At 49.7% G+C, this 12,715-nt stretch carries 12 protein-coding genes; 3 read left to right on the top strand and 9 right to left on the bottom strand.

Annotated elements, in window-relative coordinates; translation table 11 throughout:
* Positions 1 to 43: 43 nt before the first annotated feature.
* The 5 genes from P1P89_19565 to lepA form a co-directional block, all read right to left on the bottom strand.
* Positions 44 to 286: a Txe/YoeB family addiction module toxin gene (locus P1P89_19565; GenBank protein MDF1593711.1), complete on the bottom strand. Its 243-nt coding sequence runs from the start codon at positions 284 to 286 to the stop codon at positions 44 to 46.
* A complete protein-coding gene (locus P1P89_19560) occupies positions 255 to 518 on the bottom strand; it encodes a prevent-host-death protein (GenBank protein ID MDF1593710.1) in 264 nt (87 codons plus the stop codon). Before P1P89_19560 ends, P1P89_19565 begins: the two co-directional genes overlap by 32 nt.
* Before the next feature lie 155 nt (positions 519 to 673).
* Positions 674 to 1,162, bottom strand: coding sequence for a 3-isopropylmalate dehydratase small subunit (locus P1P89_19555; GenBank protein ID MDF1593709.1), 489 nt, complete (start codon positions 1,160 to 1,162; stop codon positions 674 to 676).
* 61 nt (positions 1,163 to 1,223) lie between these two features.
* Positions 1,224 to 2,486 carry a 3-isopropylmalate dehydratase large subunit gene (leuC, locus tag P1P89_19550; GenBank protein ID MDF1593708.1) on the bottom strand — a complete coding sequence of 421 codons (1,263 nt, stop codon included), beginning with the start codon at positions 2,484 to 2,486 and terminating at the stop codon, positions 1,224 to 1,226.
* A gap of 238 nt (positions 2,487 to 2,724) precedes the next feature.
* Positions 2,725 to 4,518, bottom strand: a complete 1,794-nt coding sequence (gene lepA, locus P1P89_19545) for a translation elongation factor 4 (protein ID MDF1593707.1) — start codon at positions 4,516 to 4,518, stop codon at positions 2,725 to 2,727.
* 212 nt (positions 4,519 to 4,730) lie between these two features.
* Here lepA and P1P89_19540 point away from each other — a divergent pair, with 212 nt between their 5' ends.
* From P1P89_19540 to P1P89_19530, 3 genes are read left to right on the top strand one after another with little or no spacing between them, the layout of a single operon-like run.
* Complete coding sequence (locus tag P1P89_19540) at positions 4,731 to 5,633, top strand: diguanylate cyclase (GenBank protein MDF1593706.1); 903 nt, start codon at positions 4,731 to 4,733, stop codon at positions 5,631 to 5,633.
* Positions 5,634 to 5,691: 58 nt separating this feature from the next.
* Positions 5,692 to 6,114, top strand: a complete 423-nt coding sequence (locus tag P1P89_19535; GenBank protein MDF1593705.1) for a GNAT family N-acetyltransferase — start codon at positions 5,692 to 5,694, stop codon at positions 6,112 to 6,114.
* Positions 6,104 to 7,015, top strand: a complete 912-nt coding sequence (locus P1P89_19530) for a phosphatidylglycerol lysyltransferase domain-containing protein (protein MDF1593704.1) — start codon at positions 6,104 to 6,106, stop codon at positions 7,013 to 7,015. The genes P1P89_19535 and P1P89_19530 overlap by 11 nt, the downstream gene beginning before the upstream one ends.
* An 8-nt stretch (positions 7,016 to 7,023) precedes the next feature.
* Here the strand turns inward: P1P89_19530 and P1P89_19525 are convergent, their stop codons facing one another.
* From P1P89_19525 to P1P89_19510, 4 genes are all read right to left on the bottom strand, one after another.
* On the bottom strand, positions 7,024 to 7,995 hold the full coding sequence (locus P1P89_19525; GenBank protein ID MDF1593703.1) for a rhomboid family intramembrane serine protease: 972 nt from the start codon (positions 7,993 to 7,995) through the stop codon (positions 7,024 to 7,026).
* Entirely contained in the window at positions 7,992 to 10,664 is a 2,673-nt protein-coding gene (locus tag P1P89_19520) for a valine--tRNA ligase (GenBank protein MDF1593702.1), read from the bottom strand. The genes P1P89_19525 and P1P89_19520 overlap by 4 nt, the downstream gene beginning before the upstream one ends.
* 263 nt (positions 10,665 to 10,927) lie before the next feature.
* Positions 10,928 to 11,563 (bottom strand): hypothetical protein, encoded by a 636-nt coding sequence (locus P1P89_19515; protein MDF1593701.1) that lies wholly within the window; start codon positions 11,561 to 11,563, stop codon positions 10,928 to 10,930.
* A 241-nt stretch (positions 11,564 to 11,804) separates the two neighbouring features.
* Positions 11,805 to 12,611, bottom strand: a complete 807-nt coding sequence (locus P1P89_19510; protein ID MDF1593700.1) for a DUF108 domain-containing protein — start codon at positions 12,609 to 12,611, stop codon at positions 11,805 to 11,807.
* Between the last annotated feature and the right edge of the window lie 104 nt (positions 12,612 to 12,715).

The following is a 12,715-nucleotide window of genomic DNA, read 5'->3' as shown; positions in this document are numbered from 1 at the left end:
GGCAATTCACTGCCGAGGATGCCAGGATAAAACTACGCCGCCTCTATCCGACAATTGATGGTTGACGAGACACTAGACGGTGCTCCTGGTCGATGCGACGGGACCAGCAGCCGGAAAGCTCATGCTTAAGCGGTTCGGGCTTGCCGGTGCCGCTAAACGGATCACGCTGGACTTCCTTGATCAGTTTGAGAATACGCAGGGCCTTTTTGCGGTCTTGTTCCACCCACCATGCAAAATCTTCGAACCCGGCCGGATCAAACTCCAAGCTTTTTACAGGCTTCGTCAAAGGGGATGCCTTTCTTGCGGTTTTTAGCGTCCGACAATCGTTTTTTCATCGTTTCGCTTTTGAGAAGATAGGCCGTCTCCTTCTCGGATTGAATCTCGCGCCAAAGGTTTATGGGCACAATGACTCCGGTAATATTGTTGTTCTCATCGGCGATGTATTGAATATGGCCCATGATGATGTCTCCTGTTGCCGGATCTAAACGCGCTGTTCGGACAGTCACATTTGTGACCATCCGCTCTTTCCCTTTAGCCGTTTAAGGTTGTCTGCCAAACTCATTAGGCAGCATTCCGGTGTTGTTTTATTTTAATGGTAAAAAATAACACAGTTAGGTTAATCTGGCAACTTTTTATCCCATCGGCTTGTAACCGGCGTCGGCCGCAAGGAGGCCTACTTGGCCTTCTTTTCGATATAGTTCATCAGGCCGCCGCTTTGAACCAGTTCCTGCATAAATGGCGGGATCGGCCGGGATTGAAATGTCTTTTTTGTTCCGGTATGGATGATTTCACCGGAGTCAAAATCAACGGTCAGTTTGTCGCCGGTTTGGAATTTATCGGTGTCTTCGCATTCCAGAATGAGAAGACCCATATTGAAGGCGTTTCTGTAAAAAATCCGGGCAAAATTCTTTGCAATCACACAGCTGACGCCGGCGGCTTTAATCGCAATGGGCGCATGTTCTCTTGACGATCCGCAGCCGAAGTATTTGCCGGCCACAATGATGTCCGAGGGCGACACCTTGCCGGCAAAACTGGGGTCGACATCTTCCATGCAGTGCTGCGCCAGTTCGTCAGGATCGCTGGTATTCAGATACCTGGCGGGAATAATCAGATCCGTGTCAACGTCATCTCCAAACTTCCAGACCTTTCCGGTTGTCTTCATGGCATATTTCCTTATAAATTATATGTTTAGAAAAAATAATTTCCTGATAAAGGGGACCGGTCTATCCGAGCTGGTCCGGACCGCCGATTTTACCTAGCACGGCGGAAGCGGCCGCCACCGCGGGATTGGCAAGATAGACTTCGCTTTCCGTGTGGCCCATGCGGCCGACAAAGTTTCGATTGGTGGTTGCCACCGCCCGCTCACCTTTTGCCAGGATGCCCATGTAGCCGCCCAGGCAGGGACCGCAGGTGGGCGGACTGATGACGGCGCCGGCGTCCAGAAAAACTTCAAACAGTCCCTCTTTTAAGGCCGTGCGCCAGATCGTGGGTGTTGCCGGAATGATAATCAACCGGGTTCTGCGGGCCGTCTTGCGCCCTTTCAGAATCGATGCGGCGATCCGTAAATCTTCTATGCGGCCGTTGGTGCAGGACCCGATGACAGCCTGATCGATGGGGATGTCGCCTGCCTCGCTGACGCCTTTTGTATTTTCCGGCAGGTGGGGGAAAGCCACCTGGGGTTCAATATTACTGACATCATATTCCTTGATGGTTTCATAAGCGGCATCGTCATCGCTTTTTATAAACTCGTACGGGCGCACGGCACGGCCGGATACATACGCCTCGGTGATGTCATCCGGTTCGATGATCCCGTTTTTGGCGCCGGCCTCGGTGGCCATGTTGGCCATGGTGAGGCGGTCGGACATGCCTAAAGACCTGATGACCGGTCCGGTAAACTCCATGGCTTTGTATAGCGCACCGTCTACGCCGATGTCACCGATGGTATAGAGGATCAGATCCTTGCCGCCGACCCAGGGATTCAGTTTGCCCGTGAAGACAAATTTGATGGACTCGGGCACTTTGAACCACAGCTCTCCGGTTATCATGGCAGCGGCCAGATCGGTGCTGCCGCAACCGGTTGAAAACGTACCCAGGGCGCCATAGGTGCAGGTGTGACTGTCAGCCCCCATGATCAAATCGCCGGGTAAAACGAGCCCCTTTTCCGGCAACAGGGCGTGCTCGATACCGGCATCACCGGAATCAAAAAAGTTAACAATGCCGTATTCCAGAGCAAATTCCCGTATCATTTTGCATTGCGTGGCCGACTTGATATCTTTATTGGGGACGAAATGGTCCAGAACCAGCACCACGCGGTTTTTGTCAAATACCTTTTGGGCGCCGCTTTTCCTGAACAGATCGATGGCGATGGGAGCGGTGATGTCATTTCCCAGGGCAATATCCAATTTGGCGTTTACCAGGGTGCCGGGTTTGACGCTGTCAAGACCGGCATTGCGGGCAAGAATCTTTTCGGTAATGGTCATCCCCATAACGAAATCTCCTTTTTTTTGGGGGGTTAATGTAATTATGATAAATTAAAAATCTATAATTTATTGAAACGGCTTGTCAACCGGTTTCCGTGGACGCGGCTCTATTTTTTTGGAAGGGATGTCCCTATCGAAATCGAAAAAGGCACGGCATCGGTTTTGGCAATGAAACAACTACCTGAATTTTGCATGAGTTGGAGGATTTTATCTTCAAGGCATTTAAGGGTGAAGCCATAGTGTACTATTCCGATGTTTTTAAAACCGATAAAAAGGCCGATTGGGGAATCATGACTTTTCCCACCATCTTCATCCGTTTTTTTCCTTTTTTTTGTTTTTCAAGGAGCTTGCGCTTGCGCGTAATATCGCCGCCATAGCATTTGGCGGTCACGTCTTTTCGGAAAGGGGACACAGTCGTGCGGGCGATGATTTTTGCGCCAATGGCCCCTTGAATGGCAATTTTATACATCTGGCGCGGAATTTCCTCCTGAAGTCTTTCGCAGGTGTGGCGCGCCCGCTCCACCGCTCTGTCTCGGTGAACCAGCTGAGACAGCGCATCGACGCGTTCACTGTTGATGAGAATGTCCAGTTTGACAAGATCCGTCTCGCGATACCCGCTGATTTCATAGTCAAAAGATCCGTAGCCCTGGGTAATGGATTTGATTTTATCATAGAAATCGTAAACAATTTCAGCCAGCGGAAGTTCGAATATCATCTCCAGGCGATTGCTGGAAAGATACTGATAATTTTTGTTAATCCCCCGGCGGTCAAGACAGAGTTTCATGACGGCGCCCATATACCGGTCCGGGATGATGATGGCGGCCCGGATAAACGGCTCCCTGGTGGTGGCGATAAGGGTGGGATCGGGATACAGGGACGGATTGTCGATGGTGAGCTCCGAACCGTCGGCCATCGTCAGCTGGTATTGCACCGACGGCGCCGTCAGAATCAGGGACAGGTCATACTCGCGTTCAAGCCTTTCCTGAACGACTTCCAGATGAAGTAAACCCAGGAATCCACAGCGGAAACCGAATCCCAGGGCAACGGAAGAATCTTTTTCATATATCAGGGAGGCATCATTCAGCTTGAGTTTCTGCAGGGCGGCTGAAAGGTCTTCGTAGGCATCGGAAGCCACCGGATAAATCGATGAGAATACCACCGACTTGGCCTCTTTAAATCCGGACATGGGCTTGTCGCAGGGTCTGTTTTTGTGCGTAATGGTGTCGCCGCAGCGCGTATCGCTGACGGTTTTGATGCCGGCGATGATATACCCCACCTGGCCGGCCGAGAGCTCTTTTTGGGGAATCCGGACGAGTTGAAAGATACCGATCTCTTCAACCTTGTAGGTGGCGTTATTGGACATAAAGACAATGGTGTCACCCGGTTTTATGGTTCCTTGAAAAATCCGACAATGGATGATGGTACCCCGGAAAGGGTCGTAATGGGAGTCGAATATGAGTGCCTTTAAGGGCGCTTCGGCATCGCCGGTGGGGGCCGGCAGCAGCGTAACAATGGCTTCCAGGATTTTATCAACCCCGATGCCTTCTTTTGCTGATACCGACAACGCCGTTTGCGGATCCAGACCCAGATCGTCCTCGATCTGTTTTAATGTTTTTTCGATGTCGGCAGAGGGGAGATCGATCTTGTTGATGACGGGGATCACTTCAAGATTACGATCGAGCGCCAGATAGAGGTTGGCCAGGGTCTGGGCTTCGACTCCCTGGCTGGCATCTACCAGCAGGAGGGCGCCTTCACAGGAAGCAAGGGCGCGTGAAACTTCGTAGGAAAAATCGACATGACCGGGGGTGTCAATGAGATTTAAAAAATAGGTCCGGCCATCTTTGGCCGTATAGGGAAGGCAGACGGTTTGGCTCTTTATGGTGATGCCCCGCTCGCGTTCGATATCCATGTTGTCCAGGATCTGATCAAAAAAATCGCGTTCCGAAACGATTCCGGTGGCCTGAATCAGCCGGTCGGACAAGGTTGACTTGCCGTGATCGATATGTGCGATAATACTAAAATTTCGAATAGTTTCCATAAATGTCTAAAATGATTTTATTGCGGAGTTGCGCGCCCGGTGTTCAGATTAAGCAATCAGTGAAAAGGCGGTTGACACCATCAGTATTTCTAGTTATATAAATGTTTTAGAAAATTGCATCTATCTATCAGATAGTTTGAATGGATGTCAACCCCGGTGATTTTAGTCGAACATATTAAAATCAATAAAAATAAAACGATCGGGGAGAGGTGATGGAAATTAATGTTTTAATTGTGGATGACGATGCGGCCATCAGAGATTCGTTGCATGAATTTGTCTCTATGTCCAACTATAAGTCTTACAAGGCCACCAGTGCTGAAGAAGCGCTGGAATTGCTGAAAAAGATGAAAATAAATGTCGTCATCACTGATATTATGCTGCCGGGGCTGGACGGACTCGAGCTGACCGACCTGATTAAGAAAAGCTATGATACGGATGTCATTGTGATGACGGGGTACAGCGGAAATTACTCCTATGAAGAGGCCATTAATAAAGGCGCCAGCGATTTGGTATTCAAACCGGTCCGTTACAAGGAATTGCTGATGCGTCTGAAACGGGTACTCAAGGAACAGCAGCTGACCCGTGAACGCATCCAGATGCTGGGGAAACTTCAAAAACTCGCGATTACCGACGGCCTGACAAAGCTTTACAATTCGAGGTATTTTTACAATCAGGTCGATCTGGAGGTCGACCGTTCAAACCGCTATCACCATACCCTGTCGCTGTTGCTTTTGGATATTGACCATTTCAAGGTTTACAATGACACCTATGGCCATCTGGAAGGCGACAAGGTACTGGTTCGAATCGGAGAAGTGATTAAGGCCTGCCTCAGAAAGATGGATACCGCCTATCGATACGGCGGCGAAGAGTTTACCGTTATTCTGCCTGAAACCAATGGCCAGGAGGCGGTCCATGTGGCTGAAAGAATTCGCAGCAGTATTGAAAAGGAAGTTTTTTCACCGGATCCCGGTCAAGAGAGTAAAATTACCATCAGCATCGGTGTTACCGAATATATCGCCGGTGAAAGAATCTCCGCCCTGGTTGAAAGGGCGGACAAGGCCATGTATATTTCAAAGGAGAACGGCCGTAACCGGGTTTCAGCCCTTTTTCAATGATTCCGGTAAGTAATGTCTTTCGTCCTATCAGAGTGAGGACTTCTGGCGCTAAATCATTATGCTGACTTTTACCTTCCTGGCTTCTTCGACCCCCGAGCAGATTCAACAAATAATAGCCCTGTATCGAATGGAGGGGTGGTGGACCGATGCTCCCGATGATCCGGATTTGGTGGCGCGCATCATCGCCGGGAGCCACTGTTTTATGATCGTGACGAGCGGCAGTGAAATTATCGGTATGGGAAGGGCCATGAGTGACGGCGCCAGCGATGCCTATATCCAGGATGTAACTGTCAAAAAAAACTATCGGGACCGGGGAATCGGGACCCGTATCATTGAAAAACTGGTGGAGCGTCTGCACCGGGATGGCCTGGGTTGGGTTGGTTTGATTGCCGAAAAAAATTCTTATCAATTTTATGAGCGGCTGGGTTTTAAAAAAATGCCAAACTCAGTTCCGATGCTGAAAAAGGACCATGGTGCTTAAACCGATAACACCCGCGGATTATCCCCAATTAAAACGTTTTTTTAGACGGCAGGCATATCGATTGTGTGAATATTCGCTGTCGTTGATACTTGTCTGGAGCAACACAGAATACAAACCGTACGGCGCTGTTGACGGCGAATCTCTGATTATCGGAGCTGAGTTTGCTACTCAGAAAGAAAACCGGCATCTCATTCTGCCGATATCTCCGGTAAAAGTACATACGCCCGAGGAACTCAGCGATCTCGCCGAGAAATTCGGCTTTGAGTCGTTCTGGTTTGTGCCCGAGGATTATATTAAAGCCTACGGAAAAAAACGGATCAACTCCTCTTTTAATGTCATCGGGCAAAAAGATTTTAATGATTATGTTTACCGGACCGATGATTTAGTCGCCTTAAAAGGCAACAAGTATGCCAAAAAAAGAAATCTCATTCATCAGTTTGAAAGGAAATATCTGTCCAATGGCCATGTAAAAATCGAACCGATCACGCCCCGGACGGTGCCCGAGTGCACTGATTTTCTGGAAGAATGGTGTGAGCAGAACCACTGTGATGAGGAAGACGATCTGAATCTGGCCTGTGAGAAGCAGGCGACGATCAATGCGCTTGAAAATATTGATGGGCTGGGAGTCAAAGGACTTCTGCTGCGCCTGGACGGCAAAGTCAGCGCCTTTGGGATAGCTTCGCAGTTGACCGCCAACATGGGGGTGCTGCATTTTGAAAAGGCCGATGCGACCATCAAGGGGCTTTATCAGTATTTTGACAACCAATGCGCCAGGGAATTGCTAAGCCAATATGAATATATCAACAAGGAAAGCGACATGAACATCCCCGGCCTTGCCAAAGCCAAAAAATCCTATCATCCCGCCATGATAATCAAATCTTACATTTTGACGCTCAAATAAGCCATTTTCTATGACTGTATGACAACAGTCAGAAATAAATCCCCTTTGTCATGGCCGGCGGCCATCTGTTTGCCCAGGCCCTGGAGTCTCAATTTGCTCCCTGCTTGAGTGCCGGGGGGGACTACTACCCGGAAGAGCCGATTGTGGAATCCCCAGGGGATATTGACCAGTTTTTGCGTGCCGGCCTCGGCTTCGGAAGGGGAGATCTGAATCGTGCCATATAGATGCGCATCGTCGGTGCGGATAATGGGGCGAATGACTTGAAGGCGGTGGCTGTTGCGCTTGACGGTTGCGCTGCGAATTTTTGCGCTAATACCGGTTGTCGGCATTCGATCCAGGAACTTCAGGAAAATAATGCCGAAAATAAACCCGCCGATATGCGCCCACCAGGCGATTCCGCCGGCGCCATTGCTTCCGGCTGCATTGAGCAATTGAAAAAACAACCAGATGCCCAGAAAGAAAAATGCCGGGATCTCTAAAAAATAGGGTATAAAAATGATGGGGATCAGTGTTAAGATTTTTGCCCGGGGGTACAGGATAAAATAGGCCCCCATAACGCCGGCGATGGCGCCGCTGGCGCCGATGGTGGGCACATTTGAGCTTAAATTGAACAAAAGATGGGTCAGACCGGATGTCAGTCCGCACAACAGGTAAAACAGCAGATAGCGAAGGGGACCCAGTCGATCTTCGATATTATCACCGAAAATATAGAGCGACCACATATTGCCGAGCAAGTGCCAAAAACCGCCATGCAGAAACATGAAAGAAAAGAGGGCAAACAATTGCTGGCCCGTTGTGAAGTAGGCGGCAACATGGGGGATGGCGTAGCGCGCCGGCACCAGGCCGTAAATATAAAGGAACCAATCCAGATCCTGGCCCCGGGCCATTTCTAAAAAAAACACCAGCACATTAATGACAATGATGCTGCTGGTAACAACGGGGTAGTTCTGCGAACGAAGGGTGTCACGCAGCGGGATCATCTACTATCCATACCCATCGATTTTATTCTTTCCAGGTGTGACAGCAGTTTCTGGTGTTTATCAGAAAACGTTTTGTGCTTTTCCCTGACTTTGGCAACAATTTCCCGGGGGGCTTTACTCAGAAAGTCTTCATTATTTAATTTCCTGGAAACGGCATTGAATTCAGTGTTCAGCTTGTTGATTTCTTTTTCAAGCCGCTGTGATTCCTTGGCGAAATCAATGATGCCCTCAAGGGAAACAAATATTGTGGCGCGGTCTACAATCGCCGTTGCCGAGGCCCGGGGTCTTTGGGCGGTTTGGTGTATCGACAGGGAATTGAGTTTTGCCAGGTTTATGATGATACCCTGGTGTTCCGTGATTGCTTCCAAGGTCGCCGGGTCCTGGGAGTGAACGGCAGCTTTTAGATCCAAAGAGGGTGAGATGTTCATTTCGCCCCGGATGTTTCTGACCCCGGTGATGATGCCCATGACCAGTGTCATTGCAGATTCGGCTTTAACATCAGCGACCTCAAGAGGAGATGCCGCCTCCGGCGCAGGGAATGCCGCCTTTAGGATGGAATCGTCGGTCCCCGGGAGTTTGTGCCAGATTTCTTCCGTCACAAAAGGGATAAAGGGGTGCAGCAAGATAAGGGTGTCGTGCATGACCTGCCACATCACGGCAACGGTTTTTTCTTTAAGGTCCGGATCGCTTTGGTCGTAAAGGGCCGGTTTAATGGCCTCCAGATACCAATCGCAGAATTCATGCCAGACGAATTGATAGAGTTCGCCGGCGGCATCATTGAATCGATAGCTGTTGAGCGCTTCGGCGACCGAAACCGTAACCCGCCGGAGCCGGGATAATATCCAGCGGTCCGGCAAAGACAGGTTGCGGCGGTCGATTCGGGGATATCCTTTCCGGATGTGCATCAGGGCGAACCGGGCCGCATTCCATAGCTTGTTGATAAAATGACGGTAGCCTTCCACCCGCTTTTCAGACATCTTGATGTCTCTGCCCTGGGCCGCGAAAGCCGCCAGGGTAAAACGGAAGGCATCGGTTCCGTAGCGGTCGATGATGTCAAGGGGGTCTATGGCGTTTCCTTTTGACTTGCTCATTTTTTTGCCTTCCTCGTCACGGACCAGCGCATGCACATAGACATCTTTAAAGGGAACATCCTTCATGAAATGAATTCCCATCATCATCATGCGGGCAACCCAGAAAAACAGAATATCAAATCCGGTAACCAGGACCGAAGTGGGATAAAACTTTTTTAACAAGAGCGTATCCTTTGGCCAGCCCATGGTGGAAAACGGCCAGAGGGCGGAGCTGAACCAGGTGTCCAGGACATCCGTTTCCTGCACCAGTTGGCTTTTGCCGCAGGCGGGGCAGCTATCGGGGGTGTCCATGGCTACTATGACGGCGTCGCAGTCTGCGCAGGTCCATGCCGGGATCTGGTGTCCCCACCAGATCTGACGGGAAATGCACCAGTCCCGAATATTGGTCAGCCAGTCAAAATAGGTATGGGTCCAGATATCCGGGATTATGCGGGTCTCACCTTTTTCGACTGCAGCCATGGCTTTTTCCGCCAGGGGCTTGGCGCTGATAAACCACTGCTTGGAAAGGTTCGGCTCAACAATGGTTTTGCAGCGGTAACAGTGTCCGACGCTGTGCTTGTGGGGAATTATTTTTACAAGAAGGCCTTCTTCTTGAAGCGCTTCAACCACAGCCTCCCGGCACTTAGACCGATCCAACCCGGCGAACCGGCCGGCCGCAGCCGTCATGATGCCGTCATCGCCGATGACCTTGATGCGTTCCAGGGAATGGCGGTTGCCGATTTCAAAATCGTTGGGATCATGGGCCGGGGTCACTTTTAAAGCACCGGTTCCAAAGGACATATCGACATAACTGTCTTTAATGATGGGTATCTCGCGTTTCAACAGCGGAAGGATTACCGTATCGGCCTTGATATTTTGATATCTTTCATCATCCGGGTTGACAGCCACGGCCGTATCTCCCAGCATCGTCTCCGGGCGTGTGGTTGCCACCACCAGTCCGTCGGGTCCGTCCCCATAGGGATAGCGGATATGATACAGATTCCCGTCATGCTCTTCGTGTTCGACTTCCAAATCGGCAAGCGCCGTATAGCAGCGGTGGCACCAGTTGATGATATAGTTGCCCCGGTAAATCAGACCTTCCTGATAGAGTTGAACAAAAACTTTGCGGACAGCCAGGGAAAGTCCTTCATCCATGGTAAAGCGTTCCCGCTGCCAGTCGCAGGATGCGCCGAGACGTTTTAATTGATTGATGATGGCATTGCCGTATTTTTGACGCCACCCCCAGACCGCTTCAATAAATTTATCCCTGCCGAGCTGGTGCCGGTCCCGGCCTTCGGCGGCGAGCTTTTTCTCTACGACGTTCTGGGTGGCGATGCCGGCATGATCCGTCCCCGGCATCCAGAGTACATTGTCGCCGTTTAGTTTTCGGTAGCGGCAGAGAATATCCTGCAGGGTCACATTCAGGGCATGACCCATGTGAAGGACACCGGTTACATTGGGCGGGGGGATGACAATGGCGTAGGAAGGCCGGTCGTCTTCTTCCCTTGCAGCAAAAAGCTGTTCCTTTTGCCAGAATTCATACCAGCGCTTTTCAACATCCATGGGCTCATAACTTTTGTCGATGGCATTTTGACTCATAAAATATAATTCCTCAGAAAGCGCTAATGTTAAACCGGCCGATAAAATTAAAAATGGGGATTAAGAAACATCCCCTGATACCATATTGAACCCTATGCAAAACGACCTTTTTTGTCCAATTTCGGCGTCAGACTCGGATTTATATCCGCCACAAGTCTTGGCGGGATCGTCTTCCTTGAAATTGAACGAAATGGATCATTTCCCAAAGGTCCAATGATGCGATAGATTTAATTAGTCGGAAAATAATTGCCGTCATTCAAGTGTTACAGATTGTCACCGGATGAATCTTCGAGAAGAAGACCTTTGATTTTATCAATTTCCCTGGTGAGCGTCTTTTCAATTGTGGCCGACAGGATGCCGTCAATTTTTTCAGGGAGAATTTTCATGACAACACGCTCAATGGCAGCTTCAATCTGTCCAGAAGATATGGCGTCAGTGTTGATGGGAGCGGTTTCAGCCGGGGCGGGCTCCGGCAGGGATTCATTTTCTTCCGGGAGCTGACTGATGGCGGAGTCGGTTTCCAAATCCATTCCCATCGAGTTCATAAAGTCATCCTGTTCACCTTCATCAAAATCGATTTCATCGTCGATATCATCATCACCGATCTTAATTTCCCCGTCCAAAAAGGCTGCAGGTGCCGTTTCCGGAGCACTTGTTTCGTCTGTTTCTGGGCTCATTTCAGAGGCAGCAGGAATATCCGGTTCCGCTTGGGGCGCACTATCGACATCCTCCGCCGGATCGGTTGAATCGGTTTTTACAACTTCATCCATAAGTTCAATAATTTCCTCATCGTTTTGCGGAGTTGTTTTTATCTCATCCGTCAGATCGATGATTTCCTCTTTTTCGGTTGAACCGGCAGATGCATTTTCGCTTTTGTTGAGGTCTTTTTCTTCTGTCATTTCAACCCTCTCCTTTTCCAAACAGGGTTCGCCTGCTTTCAGGAAAAATTTATGTCCCTAAATTAAACAACCCGTATCATATGGTGTGGTATGTGTCAAGGCTTTTGCCTATGTGGTATGTTTAATTAAATAAACATGTTAAGTTGAAAAAACCATCGGTAAATGCATGGAATCAGGTGCCTGTAGAAAGCAGGGCACTGAGAGCAGTGTGACGTATCATTATCAAAAGCCGGTTTTACCTCTAACAGATGCGTACGACTTCCTGATCCCCGAGAATGTTTTTGATGCTTTCCATCACCGAAAGGATGGTTAATTTGCCGGTGACCCCCTTGATGGGATTGCTCCTTTCGATATGAATGCGGGTCCCGGCGCCGATGGCGTCAATTTCAATGATTGAAAGATCCAGGGCGGGATCTGCCACCAGGACCGACCGCGTGCGGTCCATTCCGAGCGTTGCCATGGCCAGAGTCGCATGGGAATTTACGTTCTTGGGGTAAAGGGGCAGCACCCCGCGGGTGGGGCCATCGTAGAGAATGGTTCGAGAAGAGATGTCTTCTGCCCGAACATCTGGTGCCGCGTCAAAATTGAGATTTTTTGGATTTTTTTTCATTGTGGTGGTGACTTCTTCCCAGATGGAAATGCCGTCTTTCAGGCCGTCGAGACCCAAAGTGGCGCCATGGGGAATATAGAGGCGGGTGCCGTTTTGACGGCAGACGCTGCGGATATTCTCTTCAAGCGCTGCATCCGCCAGCGCTGAGACCGACATGATCATCAGATCCGTTTGGTGAAGCACCTTTGCGGCAAATTGACCGACTGCTTTTGGGTGAGCTGCTTCTACAACCAGATCGGGTTTAAAATCAGCCGATAGATCCATTGATTCAATCGCGAGTGCAGCCGGAATGAGTTTTTGCTTTTGCGGATCGGATTCATAAATAAAGGCGACTTCAAGATGGAGCTCCGGTGTTTGCTGAACCTGTTCATATAAGGACGCTCCGATTTGGCCATAGCCGATAATTCCGATTCGCTTATTGGGTTTGTCCGGCATCATGATTCTCCCTGGCAGATTTTAATATTTTTTTATTAAACTGGGTATGCAGTTAACTCAACCGCCCACTATATGTAGAGGGTTACCTCCAATAATCATTTGGCGCG

The sequence above is a fragment of the Desulfobacterales bacterium genome, from assembly GCA_029211065.1.
Classification (GTDB): domain Bacteria; phylum Desulfobacterota; class Desulfobacteria; order Desulfobacterales; family JARGFK01; genus JARGFK01.
The sequence above is the reverse complement of the archived record's forward strand: the minus strand, read 5'-3'. Positions and strand labels throughout refer to the sequence as shown.